The organism is Acinetobacter sp. WZC-1 (genome assembly GCF_052544965.1).
Genome location: NZ_CP199370.1, coordinates 864,351 through 883,012 on the forward strand (window position 1 = coordinate 864,351; position 18,662 = coordinate 883,012).

The 18,662-nt window shown below is 47.0% G+C and carries 14 protein-coding genes and 1 pseudogene; 6 read left to right on the plus strand and 9 right to left on the minus strand.

All coding sequences use genetic code 11. The features are described from left to right. Window positions 1-397: 397 nt before the first annotated feature. Window positions 398-2,020, plus strand: coding sequence for an inorganic phosphate transporter (locus tag ACT6PV_RS04090; RefSeq protein ID WP_445115197.1), 1,623 nt, complete (start codon window positions 398-400; stop codon window positions 2,018-2,020). A gap of 94 nt (window positions 2,021-2,114) precedes the next feature. On the opposite strand, the gene ACT6PV_RS04095 is transcribed toward ACT6PV_RS04090, so the two are convergent. The 5 genes and pseudogenes from ACT6PV_RS04095 to ACT6PV_RS04115 all read right to left on the minus strand — a co-directional run bounded on the left by ACT6PV_RS04095 (window position 2,115) and on the right by ACT6PV_RS04115 (window position 7,412). Beyond that, a complete protein-coding gene (locus ACT6PV_RS04095; RefSeq protein WP_445115198.1) occupies window positions 2,115-3,668 on the minus strand; it encodes a hypothetical protein in 1,554 nt (517 codons plus the stop codon). Between the two features lie 271 nt (window positions 3,669-3,939). Further along, window positions 3,940-4,113, minus strand: a complete 174-nt coding sequence (locus ACT6PV_RS04100; RefSeq protein ID WP_445115199.1) for a hypothetical protein — start codon at window positions 4,111-4,113, stop codon at window positions 3,940-3,942. A 142-nt stretch (window positions 4,114-4,255) separates the two neighbouring features. Next, window positions 4,256-4,906 (minus strand): annotated as a pseudogene (locus ACT6PV_RS04105) (formylglycine-generating enzyme family protein). Then, the gene (locus ACT6PV_RS04110; protein ID WP_445115200.1) at window positions 4,903-6,576 is read right to left on the minus strand and encodes an arylsulfatase; all 1,674 of its coding nucleotides are present in this window, start codon (window positions 6,574-6,576) and stop codon (window positions 4,903-4,905) included. Before ACT6PV_RS04110 ends, ACT6PV_RS04105 begins: the two are co-directional and overlap by 4 nt. Window positions 6,577-6,794: 218 nt before the next feature. After that, window positions 6,795-7,412: a rhomboid family intramembrane serine protease gene (locus ACT6PV_RS04115; protein ID WP_445117029.1), complete on the minus strand. Its 618-nt coding sequence runs from the start codon at window positions 7,410-7,412 to the stop codon at window positions 6,795-6,797. A gap of 361 nt (window positions 7,413-7,773) precedes the next feature. Here ACT6PV_RS04115 and nfuA point away from each other — a divergent pair, with 361 nt between their 5' ends. Both nfuA and ACT6PV_RS04125 read left to right on the plus strand, forming a co-directional pair. Then, window positions 7,774-8,412, plus strand: coding sequence for a Fe-S biogenesis protein NfuA (gene nfuA, locus ACT6PV_RS04120; RefSeq protein ID WP_445115201.1), 639 nt, complete (start codon window positions 7,774-7,776; stop codon window positions 8,410-8,412). Window positions 8,413-8,615: 203 nt separating this feature from the next. Then, window positions 8,616-10,706: a TonB-dependent receptor domain-containing protein gene (locus tag ACT6PV_RS04125; protein ID WP_445115202.1), complete on the plus strand. Its 2,091-nt coding sequence runs from the start codon at window positions 8,616-8,618 to the stop codon at window positions 10,704-10,706. A gap of 45 nt (window positions 10,707-10,751) precedes the next feature. Here the strand turns inward: ACT6PV_RS04125 and ACT6PV_RS04130 are convergent, their stop codons facing one another. Beyond that, on the minus strand, window positions 10,752-11,765 hold the full coding sequence (locus tag ACT6PV_RS04130; protein WP_445115203.1) for a hypothetical protein: 1,014 nt from the start codon (window positions 11,763-11,765) through the stop codon (window positions 10,752-10,754). Between the two features lie 7 nt (window positions 11,766-11,772). Further along, the gene (locus ACT6PV_RS04135; RefSeq protein WP_445115204.1) at window positions 11,773-12,801 is read right to left on the minus strand and encodes an alpha/beta fold hydrolase; all 1,029 of its coding nucleotides are present in this window, start codon (window positions 12,799-12,801) and stop codon (window positions 11,773-11,775) included. Between the two features lie 323 nt (window positions 12,802-13,124). Here ACT6PV_RS04135 and ACT6PV_RS04140 point away from each other — a divergent pair, with 323 nt between their 5' ends. Next, on the plus strand, window positions 13,125-13,739 hold the full coding sequence (locus ACT6PV_RS04140; RefSeq protein ID WP_445115205.1) for a carbonic anhydrase: 615 nt from the start codon (window positions 13,125-13,127) through the stop codon (window positions 13,737-13,739). A gap of 144 nt (window positions 13,740-13,883) precedes the next feature. Here the strand turns inward: ACT6PV_RS04140 and ACT6PV_RS04145 are convergent, their stop codons facing one another. After that, the gene (locus ACT6PV_RS04145) at window positions 13,884-14,462 is read right to left on the minus strand and encodes an arylesterase (RefSeq protein WP_445115206.1); all 579 of its coding nucleotides are present in this window, start codon (window positions 14,460-14,462) and stop codon (window positions 13,884-13,886) included. A gap of 77 nt (window positions 14,463-14,539) precedes the next feature. Between ACT6PV_RS04145 and ACT6PV_RS04150 the strand changes: the two genes are divergently transcribed. After that, window positions 14,540-15,271, plus strand: a complete 732-nt coding sequence (locus tag ACT6PV_RS04150) for an ABC transporter ATP-binding protein (protein WP_445115207.1) — start codon at window positions 14,540-14,542, stop codon at window positions 15,269-15,271. 1 nt (window position 15,272) lies between these two features. Next, window positions 15,273-17,771, plus strand: a complete 2,499-nt coding sequence (locus tag ACT6PV_RS04155; RefSeq protein WP_445115208.1) for an ABC transporter permease — start codon at window positions 15,273-15,275, stop codon at window positions 17,769-17,771. A 63-nt stretch (window positions 17,772-17,834) separates the two neighbouring features. On the opposite strand, the gene ACT6PV_RS04160 is transcribed toward ACT6PV_RS04155, so the two are convergent. Continuing rightward, window positions 17,835-18,650 carry a rhomboid family intramembrane serine protease gene (locus ACT6PV_RS04160; RefSeq protein ID WP_445115209.1) on the minus strand — a complete coding sequence of 272 codons (816 nt, stop codon included), beginning with the start codon at window positions 18,648-18,650 and terminating at the stop codon, window positions 17,835-17,837. Window positions 18,651-18,662: the final 12 nt, after the last annotated feature.

Genomic DNA, 18,662 nt, shown 5'->3' on the forward strand with positions numbered 1-18,662 from the left:
AGAATTCAGATGACGAATCATGCCAGCTTAAAATGAATGTTTATATTGAAATTTTTATGCATCAGGCTGTGTTCAGTCAGGGATATCAGGCACGGCAGATTGATTTTTCATCAATTTGTCATAATTTTATGGAAGAATTTACGCCCAAAAAAAGAAAATAAAAATAATGAGAAAAGGGTGACGGGGTAAATTATTATATTCTGACAAACATATGGCGGTATTTTTTTTGCACTTAATTCATTGTTTTAATTTTATTTTTTGGCTTTATGCTGAAAATTTACCCAACCAGTATCCAGGTGAGGGGGCAGGGAATCCACGTCGCCTGTCAGTGAATTGTCATATAATTGTCACAATTTAATTCAACAATAAGGGGATTTTTTTCCTCTTAATCGTCTGCATGAACCTAAATTTACCTTCTGCTCCAGATTCGACTTATCCATCGGCGATTGAAAAATCGACCAATGTCCATGTTCCGACGCCAAAATTTTTTATACCGGTCTTTCTGACGGTTATTATTGCAACGCTTATTTATATAGGCGTACAGGTCAGTACAGATCTGGCGCATGTTCCTCCCTTAAGTCTGTATTCAGTCATTTTACTGGCAGCGGCGCTGCTGATTGCGCTGGGTTTTGAATTCGTCAATGGTTTTCATGACACTGCCAATGCCGTTGCAACCGTGATTTATACCAATGCCTTGCCTGCACCGGTTGCCGTCATGTGGGCCGGTTTCTGTAATTTTCTGGGTGTGATGGTTGCCAGCGGTGCAGTTGCTTATGGAATTATTGCTCTGTTGCCGGTTGAGCTGATCATGAATGTCGGCAGTGGAACCGGTTTTGCCATGGTGTTTGCCATGCTGATTGCAGCAATTATGTGGAATCTCGGGACCTGGTTCCTGGGAATTCCGGCTTCCAGTTCACATACCCTGATTGGTTCAATTCTGGGTGTGGGCATCATGAACTATCTGTTGCATGCCTCAAGTGGTGCAAGTGGCATAGATACGGATCAGGTCATCAAAGTCGGTAAGGCCTTACTGTTTTCACCGTTAATCGGTTTTGCCTTTGCTGCGCTGGTTTTCCTGTTGATTAAAGGTGTATTCAGAAAACAGCTGGAATTATTTCAGCCACCTGAAGGCAATAAGCCGCCGCCGCCATTGATTCGTGCCATTCTGATTTTTACCTGTACCGGGGTCAGTTTTGCCCATGGTTCAAATGATGGCCAGAAAGGTATGGGATTAATCATGCTGATTCTGATTGGTCTGGTGCCACTGGCTTACTCATTGAATAAAAGCCTGGACCAGCAGCATCTGCAATCATTTGAACAATTATCTGCGCAGACAGCCACGGTAATTTATGCGGATCATGCTGCAATGCCGGATGATCAGGCACGTCAGGTGCTGACCCGGTATATTCAGACACGTGAAATTCAGGCGGAAGTGCTTCCTGCACTGGCGGCGCTGATCGATCATCTGGGGCAACGGGTTGAACAGTATGGCAGTCTGAAGAATATTCCAGAGACTGAAATTTCTGTCTTGCGCAATGATATGTATCTGAGTACAACTGCCTTTAAACGGCTGGATAAAGCGAAAAAGCTGCCGGCATTATCTGCTGATCAGGAAAAAGTGGTGAAGGAATACCGTAAAAACCTCGATGCATTCCTGCAGTATATTCCCTCCTGGGTAAAGGTTGCGGTCGCATTAGCCCTTGGGCTTGGCACCATGGTGGGCTGGAAACGTATTGTTGTGACAGTGGGTGAGCGTATTGGTAAGCACCATATGACCTATGGTCAGGGCATGTCTGCAGAGCTGGTGGCCATGTCAACCATTGCTGCAGCAGACGGCTTTGGTATGCCGGTTTCCACCACGCATGTATTGAACAGTGCGGTAGCAGGGACGATGGTGGCCAATAAGTCCGGTTTAAATTTTGGTACAGTCAAAACCATTTTATCGGCCTGGGTGTTTACTTTACCGGCAACCATTTGTTTGTCTGGTGGTTTGTATTGGCTGTTTTTACAGTTTGTTTAAAGCCATCTTATCTTGTTTTAAAGTCATCGGGATTTAAAAAATGCTGCATCTGCAGCATTTTTTTATGGGTTTGTTTGGTCTGAACCCTGGAAAATCAATGTTTCGCCTGTGAGTCTGCAGTTTTGTGGCGTCCCAGTTTGTCTTTTGCAAAACCGTAGATGGCAGCAAAGGGCAGGGCAGTTCTTGCCAGATAAGCGACCCGCCATAAACCACCATGATTGGCGCCTTCCATCATCAGTTCAAGTGGATGATCCATATGGGTTGCAGGATTGGCCACTGATTGAGGATGACGTAAATCATGAATCCATAAGGCGGCCATAATGGCATTGGTGGTTTCAGGGGAAAAAGCTTCGACATCGAAAAGTTCAGCGCCGTTGAAAGCAGCTTTGAGCAGTGGATTGCTGATAACCGATTTTGTGGTGGTGGAAGGGGCAATATTAATACTGACCTGCTGACCCTGATGTCGGGCCAGGGTGGCACGCCATTGCTGAATCCGTTTTGCCAGCGCATAGTTGGGCCCCTGTTCAGGGACCATGCAGTCGGCAATGCCGTACTGTTTACCGTTGTCCGATGCAATCAACTGCTGATTATTCTGTTGGAACAGCTTTTTCAGGGACATTGTAAAAAAGCCACTGCTGATGGTTTTTTCCATTGCAGAGCGCTGCTGATATTTACGGGTGGAGGCCTGAATAACTTCGCCGGGGACTGCATAGATATCAGTCGGGGTGCACATATACATCAGCGTGCTATCCGGTTTATGTTCACTGACATAACTCATGATGCTGTCCATGGCCATGGAAACCCGGACATGTTTTTCACCATCCAGATAAGCAATGGCTGCCAGGTTCAGCTGGTGTGGATTCTGGATCAGCCAATGGGCAATTTCCGGCAGTTGGGTCAGTAAGTTGACACCCAACTGGGTTTTTAATTGATCAATGGGGGTGTGATCTGCAATTTTTTCAGGGCTGGGCGCATACAGTGTTGCATTGCCCTGTTGTACCGTGCTCAGGATTTTTTCCCAGACTTTTTCATCGGCCAGGTCAATCGCCACAATATTGGCTTTCCATTTTGCAAGCCAGGTCAGTGGTCCGGCTTCGGAGGCGGCACCAAACAGCACCATGGTCTGATCTGATAAGTCAAACCATTCCGGATGCGCATTGACTTCCCTCAGTGCCTGAGCATGACTGGGTTCAATAATTCCAGCCTGCTCCCATTTTTCTATTTGTTTCAGCAGTGTCTGACCCTGTAGCTTTTCGCCGTGATAGGGAACATACCATTCCGGTTCGCTGTGACTCTGGCCCTGAATTTTTACGCTATACAATTTTTGTATGGCGGAAATTTCCATGACATCCTTTAACAGCCAGCGCTGTCCATTCCGATAAAACTCAAAACTGTGTCGGGCTTTGTGGAGTCCCTGCCGGGCAATTGTGACCGGATTCTGAACCGAGGCAATACCCTGGCTGACCAATGCCCTGAAATACTCTGGATAGTTTTTCCGCCAGTTTTTTTCCTGCAGTGCCTGCTGTGATGTTTTGTGGTCAACCAGTGACAGCGCTTCAGCAATGATTTCCCGCCCTGCAATGGAGCTACTGGCTTTCTGGGTTTCCGGGTCTATTGGGAAATGTAAACCATCTAAATTCCTGGGCATGTGAAATATCTCAGTTTCTCTGATAAATATACGACTGTATATATTATCTATATCAATTTATGCTTCGGGTTGGCATTAAGTGACAAAATGACTGGAAAAGCGTGAGAATATTGTTATATGGTCTGATCATCATGAACGGTTATTTTTGTTTTTTTGTTCATGGTTTTGTGGTCTGGAAATCATATTGCAGCCGGAACTGCGGTATGACGGGATACCTTCAGTCCGGCAGTCTGCCACAGTAAAGTGACAGCAACATAACAGGTTGCCATGATCAGCAACGGCCTTTTTTCGCCTGTCCAGGTGGGCAGAAGTCTCCATTGCCACGGTGATCATGATAACCATGGCCATCGGGGTCAACAATGACGCTGCCTGCCGGTGTGTGGACTGCACATGCAGTCAGGCTGAGCATTAAAGCTGCGGCCAGTAAGGTGGATATTTTTTTCATGTTTTCATTTCCCCTGAATGTTGTTGTTCCATTTTAGTTGAAAATAATGAAGCATGATTGAACAGAGTGGAAGAAATATGTCATTCAGGACAAGGGGATTTTAAGCTTTAGCGACATATTTCCTTATGCACTGCTGATTATTTTATTGATCTTCTGCAATGGTACGGAATCCAATATGGGACGCAGCCAGGTCGGCCTCCTGAGGATAGCGGCTGCTTGCCCGGAATCTGGCACAATAATGACGGGTACATAAGAATGATCCGCCTTTAATCACAAACTGCCTGGCATCATTCTTTGACATAGCGGACGGGTTCTGAGGGAGCCGGGGACTTGCCAACGCGGCCATAGGGCGTTTTCCAGGGATAACCTGACTTTAATTGCCACCATTGTTCCGGGTGTTTCCGGTCAGGACTGAATACTGTAGCGGTGTCCTGTTGTTCAGCATCGGTGACATAATGAGTGGCTTGCACAAAAGATGCAAATTGTGCCACGGTGACTTCGGTCTGATCCATCCAGAACCCGGAAACAGCTCTTTGCCTGTCACCGAAATTCTGTTCATCGGGATATGCCAGTTGTGAACCCGGTTCAAATGTACCGGCTGGCATCCAGACCATGCTGGCATGTGGGTCTTTCAGCCAGTTTTCAGGCAAGCCACGGTATTGCTGGCAACTTGCAGTGCTTTCCAGTTTCATAAGGATGCAGCAGATGGTTGCTGGTCTGAACCGGAGTAAGAAAGGTTACAGCCTGCCAGCAGCAGGTTACAACTGAGGTATAAGCATTGCCTGGCTGTCATGGTACGTTATATTCCAGTACACCATTTTGTTTTGCATACTGGTCATAAACCGCAACCAGTCTGGAGACCTGTTCCGGGTAACTGTCTGCCAGGTTGACCCGTTCACCACGGTCATCCTTTAAGTTATAGAGTTCCCATTTTCCTGTGCCCAATCGGGGATTCGACTCCAGTTCAATTTTCCAGTCACCTGCCCGGGCGTATTTATTGCCGTGCAGTTCATCCGCGAAGCTGAAATCTGCCGGTCGGATGGTTCCGGTTTTCTTTTCAAGTGTGGATTTCCACGAGAAACCGCTGGGGTTGTTGATTTTACGGCCTTTGTACTCATCTTTGGGTACAGCGATTCCGGCATATTCAAGTACGGTGGGCAGAATGTCCAGAACGGACGCAAAACCATTGTACTGGGCTTCAGCTTTTTTCTGTTCAGGCAGTTTTACAATGGCCGGAGCAGTCGTAGCCCCTTCACCGGCGGTATCTTTCCAGAGATGAAAAGGTGCTGCGCTGACTTCTGCCCAGCGTGGCCCGATATAATGATAGGATTTCGCGGTTCCCACCTCGGCCAGCGAGTTGTCAAACCCGGATTCACTGCCATAACTGCCTCTGACAAATCCTTCGGCACCATTATCGGATACAAAGAAGATCAGGGTATTGTTATACAGACCATTGTCCTTTAAATACTGGATAATGCGTCCAACGTTGTAATCCAGATTGTCCACCATACCGGCGTAGACTTCCATTTTTCTGGCCTCCAGTGCTTTTTGCTCATCACTGAGTGTGGACCATTGACCATAGGCAGGCAGGCTTTTTGCGTCGAGTGGTTCTGCCGCCTGAAAGTTCAGGGGGATAATGCCAAGTTGTTTCTGACGGGCAATGCGGGCATCACGGATCACGTCATAGCCTGCGTCATAGACCCCTTTGTACTGATCACTATAGGCCTTTGGCGCCTGTATTGGCCAGTGCGGTGCAGTGTAGGCTGCATAAGCAAAGAATGGTTTCCCGGAGTTCTTATCATTTTCCAGATATTGCAGCAGTTTATCGGTGTAATAGTCTGTCGAAAAGAAATCATCCGGTAAGGAAGACACAGGCACCTTTTCACCATCTTCGGTATAGGTTGCATTACGCTGATATTCCGCAGGCCCATGTTTATAATGTAAATCCAGTCCCTGGAGCAGGGTAAAGGAATGATCAAACCCCCTGGCATGGGCATTGGTCTCCCGGGTTAAACCCAGGTGCCATTTTCCGCTGATATAGGTGCGGTAACCATGGTCATGCAATATCTCGGCAATGGACAGCGAGCGGTCATTCAGATAGCCCTCATAGCCCGGTTTGCCTTTTAAATGCGGTGGCGTCAGTTCAGCCATGGCACCAATCCCGGCCTGATGATGATCCGTACCGGAAATCAGTTGTGAACGGGTTGGAGAACAGGTGGCCGCAGTATGATAGTCAGTCAGAATCCGTCCTTCACTGGCCAGTGCATCCAGATTCGGGGTATGAATTTCACCACCGAATGCGGCCAGGTCGGAATATCCCAGGTCATCGGCCATAATAAATAAAATATTTGGTTTTTTTTGTTCTTTGGTCTGGGTTTCAGCATGATTGTCATCATTACAGCCACTCAGGTGAAAGCTGAGCAGGATAAATACAACCGGGCTAACAAGTGTCTGTATTCTCATAAAAATTGTCTGGGCTGTTTGGTCAGCCTAGATTAATGGATGGTTTTTTCAGACAAAAATAATGAATTCAGCTTTGGTTTTCATTTTTTTTGATGAGCACATGTTAAACGATTGAAATCAGAATAAAGGCAAAGCACTTGCCAGGCAGACTGCGGGTTCAGCTGTGGCCGCAGTTCAGCCTGGCAGGTTAATGGATGCTTTGAGCGGGCCGGTCAGGATCAGAACGGAAGTTGACTGAGCTGGTGCAGAAAATGAGGCAATAGACCTGGTTCAAGAATCAAGGTCATGACCACACCATAGGCTGCTCCCCATAAGTGAGCACTATGATTAATATTGGAATTGCCGCGTTTGCCTGACCAGATACTGTAAGCCACATAAAGCACGGCAAAGATAATGGCCGGTACCGGAATAAAGAACACAAAAATCAGTTTCCAGGGCTGAAACAGAATATAGGCAAATAACACCGCGGAAACGGCGCCGGATGCGCCAAGACTAGCCCAGTTACTGTCATTTTTATGTTGCAGATAGCTGGGAAGGATTGCAACAATCAGCCCGCCCAGATAAAACAGTACAAAGCCCAGGTCGTAAAAATACTGCCGGTAAAAGCTTTCAATGACACTGCCGAAAAAGAACAGGGTAATCATGTTGAACAACAGGTGGGTTCCATCGGCATGGACAAAACCGTGAGTGATAAAACGGTCATACTGCCCCCGTTGCATTGCAGGTGGCCAGAAAATAAGACGGTTCATGATCTTCTGGTTTGAAAAAGCCAGCAGGGAAATAATGACGGTAAGAATAATGAGACTGACAGTATGATTAAATGGTAAATGCAACATAAAACGCCATTGGAATAAACTGAATAATGCCACCATCATGCCATTATTCTGCTGTGGACCATAGCTTCTTTTATAAATCATTTGACCGGTTTGCCGACAATGAGCGAAATATCATATCCAGCACAATAGGGAACTTCGCTTTGTTGCCATGACATGCCTTAAAGTGCAGGTGGTCAGTAATTACAGGCAACATGTGAAATCCGACATGCAGTTGTTTTCACGGTGCATTCTGCTGGTCGCTGGTTTGATGACGTGAGGCTTTCTGTCAGTGTTTTGATTAATTCCGACCATTTCGGTTGATTTTTACTTAAATTGCCCCATTTTCAGTTAAAATGGCAGCTTCAGCTTGAGGAAAATGATCATGTCGACTGAAAACACCCCTACTGCAGTTGCAGAAGAAATTCCAAACTTATTGATTACTCCGACTGCTCAGGAGTATCTGCATGACCTGCTGGAGAAACAGGAGACGGCAGGCATTGCGGTACGTATTTTTGTTGAAAATGCAGGGACGCCACGTGCTGAGTGCTGTATGGCCTATAGTGCCCCGGAAGAAGTGGTTCCGACTGACTATAGACAGGACTATGCGGACTTTGCTGCCTATATTGATACGCCGTCCATTCCCTATCTGAAAGATGCGGTCATTGATTACAACAAGGACCGTTTTGGTGGTCAGCTGACTTTCCGTGCACCCAATTCCAAAGTTCCCCGCGTGGGCCCGGATGCTTCGATGGAAGAACGGATTACCTATGTGCTCCAGGCTGAAATTAATCCTGGGCTTGCCAGTCATGGCGGTAATTGTGCACTGGTTGAAGTGGTGGAAGATGAAGAACAGGGCCTGACCGCTGTTCTGAAATTCGGTGGCGGGTGTCAGGGCTGTTCTGCAATTGATGTCACTTTGAAACAGGGTGTTGAAACAACATTGAAACAATACATCCCAGAATTAAGCCGGGTAGTTGACCAGACTGATCACAGCCAGGCGGATGGCGCATATTTCAAATAATATAATCTGCCTGAAAATTCGTTGAAAAACCTCCACTTGTGGAGGTTTTTTGTTTGTGTTCAAAACAGGCATAAAGTTTTTTATATAAATGCTAATGAGAATAATTATTAATATCCATTGTAATTACGGTTGCACTTTGTTACAGTGCTGTAACAAAACATTCATGCTTATTCACAATATTGTTTCTTTGGAATACTTTTATTATGACCAACCGTATCTTCCAGTCCGTGTTATCCCTTTCTGTTGTAACGCTGATGATGAATGCTGCAAATGCAGCTGAATCACAGCAAAATTCAAGTGAAACTCAATCTGATCAGCCGGCAAAGCTGCAAACCATTGTTGTAACGGCGGCCGGTTATGAACAGGATATCAGTAAAGCGCCGGCATCCATGACCGTCATTAACCGGGAAGAGCTGGATAAACGTGAATATACCGATATTACCGATGTGTTGAGAAATGTACCGGGCGTTGCTGTCACTGGAAGCAATGGTTCAGCACAGACCATCAGCATTCGGGGCATGAATTCCAGTTACACGCTGTTTCTGATCAATGGTAAGCGTCAGTATTCCCGGGACGTCAATCCCAATGGTGACAATGACGGTTTTGAAAAAAATATTCTGCCACCGATTGCTGCCATTGAGCGTATAGAAGTGATCCGTGGTCCTGCATCAACGTTATATGGCAGTGACGCAATGGGCGGTGTGATTAATATCATTACCAAAAAAGTCTCTGATGAATGGTCCGGTACAGTTGAGCTGGGCACCGTCATTCAGGACAGCAGTAAGGGCGGGGATATTAAAAAAGGGACTGTTTATCTGTCTGGTCCATTGGCGCAGAATAAATTGGGCTTGCAACTCAGCGCCAGTAAACAGGAACGTGAAGAAAGTAGCTATGTCGGTGGGTTCCGCAGAAATGAAGAAGAAAGCCTGGATACCCGGTTAAGCTACGTGGTCAATGACGACCATGATTTGCAGTTTGAAGCAAACTTTGTCAACCAGGACTCAAAGGGCACAGTAGGTAAGACCATTGCACCAGGCCCAAGGGGAGTGGACTGGAATGCAAGGAACTATCGCAGTGTCTATTCGGTTACGCATAATGGCCGTTATTCCGATACACTGGACAGCACAACTTATTTGCAATATGAAGATTCAAAAAACCCGGACCGGGGCAATACGTCACTGGGAACCAATGGGATTGAGCTTGAAACATGGACTTTCAATAATCAGTGGAACTGGAAACTGGCTGATCATACACTGGCATTCGGTGCTTATTATAAGGATGAAAAACTTGAGGATCGGGCCACCAACAGTAATCCGAATGCAGTTGTCACCGAGTTTACCCGGTGGTCTGCCGCTGCATTCCTGGAGGACACCTGGAGCCTGACGGACAAGTTTAATTTAACCGGTGGCTTGCGTTATGACTATGATGAGAATTATAAAGGCAATCTATCACCCCGTTTATATGGGGTATATAGCTTTAATGATAATTTCAGTTTAAAGGGCGGTGTATCCACCGGCTATAAACAACCGGATTTTCGCGCTGTGTCGGATGGCTTCTATCTGATTACCGGTGGCCCTGGATCACCATCACCGACTGGGCGTGCAGTGGTTAAGGCCAATCCGGGACTGGATCCGGAAAAGAGTGTCTCTTATGAACTGGCGGCCAATTGGCAAAATAATTTTATGAGTGCTTCCCTGACCGGTTATTTCACTCAGTTTAAAGATCGGATTACCGATGTCCGGGATTGTGAAACGGACACCGATGGTTCAAATACCAATTCGGATAATGTTGCCGGCTGGAATCCGGAATGTTCGGTTGGTGCTACACCATTTTATTTTACCAGTCAGTATATTAACGTTGACCGGGCAGAGCTGAAGGGGATAGAAGCTACTGTTGCGGCGGATCTGACCGAATATCTGACCCTGGCTGCAAATTATACCTACAGTGACACAGAGATTAAGTCCGGTGACTTCAAGGGACAGCCGTTGAATGGCATTCCTGAGCATCTGTTCAATATCACGGTGGATTACAACATTAATGATGCACTGAATGTCTGGTCACGGATGCAATACCGCAGCAGTACGCCGGCTTATTTAAGCCGGACCTCCATGGGAGCTGCCAGACCTGATCCTGGCTATGAGTTCCTGGATGTGGGCATGAACTACAAATTTACTTCGAATTTAAAGGGTAAATTCGGTGTGTATAATTTGCTGGATGAAAAAGCAGAAAACTCAAATGGTGACCAGATACTGGATGGTCGTCGTTATGGTATCAGCCTGGTGGCCAGCTTTTAAGACGGCATCCGGTTGAATGAGGTAAATAGTCTAAAAAAAGGCGCTTTAAGCGCCTTTTTTCATTTGGGTGAAAATATGCTGTGCCTGATCTGAATAATAGAATTTTTCCAGATAATAACGGGCACGGTCTTTCAGATAGACTGAGGAAACCATCTGCTGGATCACCGGCGCCAGTAAATCCTGTAGCTGATGCTGAATCAGGTTTTCATCAATATTCAGATCGGTCAGCAGCAATTCAAAACTGCGTTGCTGATTGCGCGTGTACCATGCAAATATGCCATCCTGAACCTGTTTTCTCAGATAATCGGTCTGGCGGATGTGATCCCAGATTTCATGTCCCAGCCCGACGGTTTGCGGCAGGTCATGAATTTCAACATAGTTGTGAATACTGGACAGGGGCACTTTTTTGATTTTATGCCATAAACTGGCCTGAAGATGGTAAAGCTGATTATCATCAAATTGCTGGTTGATCACCTGCTCACTGAGCTGGCTGATTTTAATGATGTTTTTTTGCAGATAGTGCTTTACGGTATCATCAAGATTGCTGTCAGTGACTGACTCCAGCACTGATTTCCCCATTTTCATAAAGCGCCCGACGCCCGGAACTTTTTTACTCATGACGGAATTATCAATATAGTCCTGGATGGAGTGGTGAATCAGCTGGCTCAGCATGGTGGAAAAAGAGGGGTTATTGACCATCCGTTTGATCAGTGCTTTGCGATGCGCACTTTTACCTGCAATGTACAGGGCAATTTTATCAATGGTGGTGACTGGAATGATATCTTCAATCAGCGTGTGATCATTGGCTGGATGAGTCAGTGCCAGGTGGATATGCGCAGTAATCTGTTCCATTAGAAAGTCATTGGCTGGTGTGGCAAGTATCTGTTGCTGAATCAGATGATTGATTTGCTCAAAACTCCACAGATCATGCAGTGACTGTTTTTTGAACCAGTCATAAAAGTGCAGGAATTCAGTCTGCACCTGATCGGATTGTGAAAATTCCTGTTCCAGAAATTTGAGATGGGCTTCAATCAGTTGCTCAACCAATGGATGGGTCATAAATATCCTATTTATATATTTTATGTTCAGCCAGTGGATTTTTTTGCTGCTGAACCTTATCCAGGAAACTCAGGTAATTATCTGCTACACGCTCCGGTGCTTCCAGCAGAGGCATGTGCCCGACATTATCCAGCAGTATAGGCGGTTCTGCCCGTTTTAACAGATTTTTTAAGTCCTGAGCGACTTCAATATTGATGATCTGATCCTGTTTTCCCCATAAAATCAGGGATGGTGCTTCGATGCGTTTCAGCATCACTGCAAACGTTGCAGGGGTATACAGCTTATTCAGCTCATTAATCTGGTTAATAATTCTGGAGGTCTCTCCGGATTTTGCAATAAAGAGTTTTTCCTGTTCGCGTTTGACAATACTGGCCGTGAATGGTGGGCGATACATAACTTTTTTCAGTACAAAATCCAGGTCGCCGGGCTGAGAGATCAGTAATTGCTTTAAATACACCGGGTTCTTTAGATAATTAGTGTTGTTGTTCTGGAAGATGCCGCCTGTGCTGAGCAGGAATAGACTCTGTGTGTCAAATGGATACTGTGAAGCATACAGCGTGGCAATGGAGCCACCCAGTGAATGGCCGGCAATATTCAGATTGTTCTGGATATGCGCAGCTTCCACGAAACGACGCAATTGCTCGGTTACATTGGGAACGGAAATGTCGAAATTTTCAGGGACCTGTGTGCTGCCTGCAAGCGGAAGATCGGGGATAATGACATGATAATAAGGGGTCAGTCTGTGGGCAATTTCATTCCAGGTATCACGACTGCTGGCCACGCCATGAATCAGCAGAATTGTAGGTCTGGATTTTTGCCCGCCTTCGCTGTAGGACCAGGCAACATCGCCGACGCGCAGTGTTTTGCTGGTCAGCCCTGCCCATGCTCTTTCTTCCTGCAGCATTTTCTGGTAATCAATGTGTTCAGCTTCGGCACTGTGCGCCGGGTTGCCGGTGAAAACCAGGCCGGTTGTGGAAATGGCCAGTGCGGCAGCCATAGCTGCCTGAAGAAATTTTTTGTTCAGCAATGCGGGCATTGATCGTGTTCCTTGAAGTCAGATGACCATTATATAAAAGCCTGCTGATTATTGATGATCTAATTTATGCTGACATGCGCCATTTTTATTTAACTGGATAATTTTCTGCCAGTCGCTTTTGCTGTCCATTGTGTTTTTGTGCTGAATAAAATTGAATTTTATTACATTTATAATAAAATTCAGCAGCTTAAGTTATCCTGTTTGCTTTAAAGCCACGGCCTGGGTGACATTAACAAAAATTGTAACATAGTTTGTTTTTTGTCAGTGACATTCAAAAATTTCAGGACTAAAATAATTGACTTTGCTGAAAATTGAGAACAGGCATGCTGAGTGCAGAAGAAGCTTTAGACCGTTTAAAACAAGGCAACCAGCGTTTTGTTAATGGGGAAACCTATCATCCTAAGCTTTTAACACATCAGCAACGGGCAGAAATGGCTGGGAAACAAAGTCCATTTGCCATTATACTGGGCTGTTCAGATTCACGGGTGCCTGCAGAAATGGTGTTTGATCAGGGGCTTGGAGATTTATTCGTGATCCGGGTTGCCGGCAATATTGTGGCACCTTCCCAGGTGGGCAGTGTCGAATTTGCAGCTGAAAGTTTCAGTTGTCCGGTGGTTGTGGTGCTGGGACATTCCCATTGTGGCGCCATTCATTCGACCATTGAAATGTTGCGTAATCCGGACCGTCCGCCGTCACCGAATCTGATGTCCATTGTCAATCGGGTGCGTCCTTCGGTTGAAATTTTAATGCAGACCGAGTTGAAGGATGATCTGGAGAAACTGTCCCAGCATGCGGTACGCTCCAATGTTTTTGCGTCAGTGAATCAGTTGCGTCATGGTTCAGCGGTACTGGAAAACCTGATTGTTCAGGGCAGGTTTACAGTGGTTGGTGCAGAATATTCACTGGAAACCGGTGAAGTGACTTTCTATGATTTTTAAATGTATGTTCTGTATGTGTTGAATGTATGGCAGAACCCGGTAATATTGCGATTGCCCTTCATTGATCACCGGATATCATTTAGCGGCTGACTTTTAAAACACTTACAAACAGACCATCTGCAGGATCATGGAAGGAAAAACGTTTTATAGTGCTCCATTGATATAGGGATAGGCATTATCCAGCAGAATCTTTTGTGCAGCAGCGTTCGGGTGGATTAAATCGGCCTGCATCAGTGTGCGGTGGCCGGCGACGCCCTGCATGAAGAATGGCAGCAATTTTACCGAATAGTGCTGACTCAGCACCTGATAATTATTTTCAAATGCCCGGCTGTAGGCCGTGCCATAATTTGGCGGAATTTTCATGCCAAACAGCAGAACGGTGGCTTTTGTTTTCTGACTCTGTTCAATCATCCGGGCCAGATTTTTGTGCATCAGCTGAGGTGGCTGACCACGTAATCCATCATTTCCGCCCAGTTCAATGACAATAATGTCTGGCCGATGCGTCTGTAACAGTTTTGGCAATCTTGCCACGGCACCGCTGGTGGTTTCACCGCTGACACTGGCATTGACCACTTTGTGCTGTTTCGGATATTGCTGATTCAGTCGTTGCTGTAACAGATTGACCCAGCCCTGCTGAGGATCAAAGCCATATCCGGCACTCAGACTGTCCCCCAGAATCATGATGGTTTTTGCAAAACTGCTCGCAGGAAAGAGCCAAATCATGCTAAATATTAAGCAGCGGCCGGTTTTTTTCACAGTATTCAGATTTAACATTTTTTCAGCTTGTCCACAGGTCTTTTATGGTTCAACAGGATTTCACTTCTCCCATCATGCCACAGGCAATTATTTCTGCACAGCAGCTGACACAAAGTATTCAATTGCAGCAGCAGACCCTGAGCATTTTCAGTGCATTGAATCTGGAAATTTTTGCAGGGGAACAGGTTGCGATTACCGGACGTTCCGGTTCCGGGAAATCAACGCTGCTGGGGATTCTTGCAACACTGGATCAGGCGGTGACCGGGCAGCTTTATGTATGCGGTGAGCCGATTCATGCACTCAATGAAGAGCAGAGAGCGGCGGTACGGTTAAAATACATTGGTTTTGTATTTCAGTCCTTTCAGTTGTTGCCGCATTTGACTGCGCTGGAGAATGTCATGCTGCCCCTGCGTCTGCAACCGGGTTTTCATTATGCAAAAGCAGAGCAGCAGGCACGGGCATTACTGGCCAGGGTCGGGCTGGAACGACAAAGTGCACAGACGCCCAGGGTCCTGTCCGGTGGGGAGCAGCAACGTGTGGCGATTGCCCGGGCCTTAATTTCAGAACCGGAAATTATTTTTGCTGATGAACCGACGGGAAATCTGGATGGGCATACTGCTGAAGAAATTGAACAGTTGCTGTTTGACCTGAACCGGGAACGGGGAACCACACTGGTACTGGTGACACATGATCCACAACTGGCGGCACGTTGCCAGCGTCATTTTGAACTGCGTGATGGGCAGCTGACAGAACATGCTGAAACCGCCGGGGTGTGACATGATGCCTTTATTTAAACCGTTACTGAAACAGAGTTTTGGCAGTACCGGAATCTATTTATTGATCATTGCGCTGAGTCTGGCCATCAGTGCAACCACGGCCCTGAAATTCAGCAATGACCAGGTCCGACAGGCGGTGGCGCTGCAGGCGGCCAGCATGCAGGCAGCAGACCTGGTGCTGAGTGACAATGCCCCGATTGCTGAACAGTGGAAAAATCGGGCAACCGCCTTAAATTTAAAGCAGTCCACGGTGACTGCCTTTGGTTCCATGGCACACACCCGGGATCAGTTTGTCATGGTCAATGTCAGGGCAATTGATCAGGCATTTCCATTACGGGGAGAGCTCAGGGTCCGTCCGCAGGCGGCACATATTCAACCCGGTGAAATATGGCTGAGTCAGCGGGCCATGGACCTGTTAAAAGTCAGGGTGGGAGATTCCCTGAATATTGCCGATGGCAGTTTCAGGGTCAGTGCTGTAATTGAGCATGATTCCAGTCAGGAGCTCGGTTTTTCTGCTTTTTCTCCGACGGTGATGATTGCTCAGGAAGATGTGGCCGCAACCCATGCCATTCAGGTGGGCAGCCGGATTGATTATCGGCTGCTAATGGCAGGTGAAGCCCGGGATGTACAGCGCTTTGAACAGGCTTTTAAAACTTTTTCCGAATCTGCAGCACATGTTGCATCTGCTACAGATACAGATGCTGCTACAGACCAGCCGGATGGACAGGCAGGTCATCTGCAACTGAGAAATGCCATGGATGCCAATGCCCGGTTGATGAAGCCGATGCAGAATCTGGACACTTTTTTACAGCTGGCCAATATTCTGACCATTCTGTTATGTGGGATTGCCATTGCCTTAACCAGTCAGCGCTATTTACAGCAGAATCAGGATCATATTGCACTGATCCGCTGTATGGGCGGCAGGAAAAACCGGATTTTTCAGGCTTATCTGGCGTTGCTGATGGTGGTGGTGTTCATTGCCATGTTCGTGGGCAGTCTGATGGGGTTTGGACTGGGCTATGTGCTATTGCAGTTTATGCTGCAATTGATTCCAGCGCTTGCATTGCAGTTTTCCATGCTGGATCTGCTGACTGGGCCGTTACCGGTGGCTATTTTTACCAGTGCCGTGGTACTGGCCGGATTTGTTCTGCCCAGTCTGTGGCAATTACTGAATACTCCGCCGGTCCGCGTGATCCGTCAGCAGGAAAAATCGGTGCGTTCACTGGCCTGGATGTTCAGTACCGGTACGGTCAGTCTGATCGTTTTCAGCCTGGTACTGACGGAAAATGTCATATTGACAGCATTGGTGATTGCTGCGGTTATGTTACTCAGTGGCCTACTGTATAGTCTGGTGTGGCTGCTTCTGAAATCAATAAAAGCCCTGAAAAATCAGTTGGCGGTTTATGTACGTGTGCCGTCACAGACAGCATTGCAAATTACCGCACTGGCGCTGGGTTTAAGTCTGATTACGGTACTGGCTGTATTGCGCACAGATTTGCTTGAGCGCTGGCAACAGCAGTTGCCGGAAGGGACACCCAATCAGTTTATTTACGGCCTGGCCCCTTTTGATGTGGCACAGTTTCAACAGCAGCTACAGCATTATCAGTGGCAGAGTACGCCGCTGTATCCGAATGTCCGTGGACGACTGGTGGCAAAAAATGGTCAACCCTTTGCCGCCAGCCTGGTTGAACAGAATAATTCATTGCGTCGGGAGCTGAACCTGACCCAGGCTGATCAGTATCCGCAGGATAATCAGATTATTAAGGGCACGGCCGGATTACCCCACCGGGGTGGGGTGTCAGTCGAAGAAAAACTGGCTTCAGCACTGGCCATAAACATTGGGGATCAACTGACATTTTCCCTGCCTGAGGGGCAGGTCCAGGCAACAGTTGTCAATCTGAGGACCGTGGAGTGGCAAAGTTTCAATCCCAATTTCTTCTTTATTTTTGCACCGGGTACGCTGGATGAAAATGCAGGCAGTTATCTGGGCAGTTTTTATGTGCCGCCGCAGCAGAGATTACAGCTGGTCAGCATGATTCAGCAATTTCCGGGGACTGTATTTATTGATGTTTCCCTGATTCTGGATGAAATTAAACGACTGGTGAATATCCTGGTACAGATTATTGGAATATTGGCTGTACTGGTGAGTGTGTCCGGTTTTCTGGTTCTGATTGCCTGTATTAATCTGATGATGGATGAGCGTAAGCGGGAAGTCGCCTTATTACGTTCCTTTGGCAGCTCCAGACGGCAACTGAAAAATATGCTGAGCCTGGAAATCGGTTTTATTGGCTTGTTATCCGGGCTGGTGTCCTGTTTATTTGCAGAAGGGATTGGAGCCGTTGCGGCGTACCGAATGAAGCTGGAGCTTCAGCTGCACTGGGAAATCTGGGTGATTTTACCGCTGGTGATGACCGTACTCTGTGTCCTTATCGGTCGTTACCGGCTCAGTTATCTGTCGGATCTGCCACCTTTGCAGAGCTTAAGGGAAATCAGCCAGTAAGCAGTGCTTTGCAGTGGCCTGACTGAAATTTCGCTGAGTGCGGTGAGCGCTCAGCAAGTATGTTTAGCGCCCGGTCAGGCTTTTCAGCTGATGGATTGTTTCCTGCCATAGGGGAGCAATGGGAGGAAGCAGGCTCAGCGAATACTGGTAAAAAGCATAGCAGAGACCGGCAGCCAGCAACAGGACCAGGACATACCCGCCAGGATTGCTGCGCTGACTGCGTTGCAGAAAATACCAGCTGATGGCCAGTATAACGCCCATCAGCATGCCACCGACATGTGCAGAATTGTTGATGCCTGTTGCAAAAAAACCAAAGGCAAGGTTAATGATCATGATGATGATCAGTGCTTTTTTATCCAGGATAAAACGCTGTCGGGGCAGTGGTGCAAAAAAAGACAGAGCCGTCAGTGCGCCGCCCAGCCCCATGACGGCACCGGAGGCGCCGGCTGAAACCCGTGGAAATAAAGCGGGATCAAAATGCTGAAGTAACTGATGGCTGTTACGGATGTCCAGATATCCGCTGAGCAGACCGCCCATGAATCCAGCCAGCAGATACAGACCCAGATAATAAAAGCGTCCGAAAGTCTGTTCGGCAATATTGCCGAAGATATACAGCGCCCACATATTGAACATCAGATGGATGAGTCCAAAATGAAAAAACATGCTGCTGAATAAGCGATATGGTTCCTCTGAATAGGTCAATGGTGCATAATCAGCTCCCCAGCGGATGGCATCCATGGTACTGGGACTGGTAATATCCACACCGCTCAGGATTTGCCAGGCAAACAGACCGACATTCAGTATAATCAGCAGCAGTGTAATCTGACCAATGGGCTGGCGTTGTCGCGTATGTACCTGAGGAGGTTGTAATTCAGACATATCAATATATTC

Bases quoted from the DNA above. Each gene is read 5' to 3' on its own strand.
- ACT6PV_RS04130 (WP_445115203.1), bottom strand. From the start codon at position 11,765: ATGACCCATCCATTGGTTGAGCAACTGATTGAAGCCCATCTCAAATTT.
- ACT6PV_RS04145 (WP_445115206.1), bottom strand. From the start codon at position 14,462: ATGATTTGGCTCTTTCCTGCGAGCAGTTTTGCAAAAACCATCATGATT.
- ACT6PV_RS04140 (WP_445115205.1), top strand. From the start codon at position 13,125: ATGCTGAGTGCAGAAGAAGCTTTAGACCGTTTAAAACAAGGCAACCAG.
- ACT6PV_RS04095 (WP_445115198.1), bottom strand. From the start codon at position 3,668: ATGCCCAGGAATTTAGATGGTTTACATTTCCCAATAGACCCGGAAACC.
- ACT6PV_RS04135 (WP_445115204.1), bottom strand. From the start codon at position 12,801: ATGCCCGCATTGCTGAACAAAAAATTTCTTCAGGCAGCTATGGCTGCC.
- ACT6PV_RS04160 (WP_445115209.1), bottom strand. From the start codon at position 18,650: ATGTCTGAATTACAACCTCCTCAGGTACATACGCGACAACGCCAGCCC.
- ACT6PV_RS04115 (WP_445117029.1), bottom strand. From the start codon at position 7,412: ATGTTGCATTTACCATTTAATCATACTGTCAGTCTCATTATTCTTACC.
- ACT6PV_RS04110 (WP_445115200.1), bottom strand. From the start codon at position 6,576: ATGAGAATACAGACACTTGTTAGCCCGGTTGTATTTATCCTGCTCAGC.
- ACT6PV_RS04090 (WP_445115197.1), top strand. From the start codon at position 398: ATGAACCTAAATTTACCTTCTGCTCCAGATTCGACTTATCCATCGGCG.
- nfuA (WP_445115201.1), top strand. From the start codon at position 7,774: ATGTCGACTGAAAACACCCCTACTGCAGTTGCAGAAGAAATTCCAAAC.
- ACT6PV_RS04150 (WP_445115207.1), top strand. From the start codon at position 14,540: ATGGTTCAACAGGATTTCACTTCTCCCATCATGCCACAGGCAATTATT.
- ACT6PV_RS04125 (WP_445115202.1), top strand. From the start codon at position 8,616: ATGACCAACCGTATCTTCCAGTCCGTGTTATCCCTTTCTGTTGTAACG.
- ACT6PV_RS04155 (WP_445115208.1), top strand. From the start codon at position 15,273: ATGATGCCTTTATTTAAACCGTTACTGAAACAGAGTTTTGGCAGTACC.
- ACT6PV_RS04100 (WP_445115199.1), bottom strand. From the start codon at position 4,113: ATGAAAAAAATATCCACCTTACTGGCCGCAGCTTTAATGCTCAGCCTG.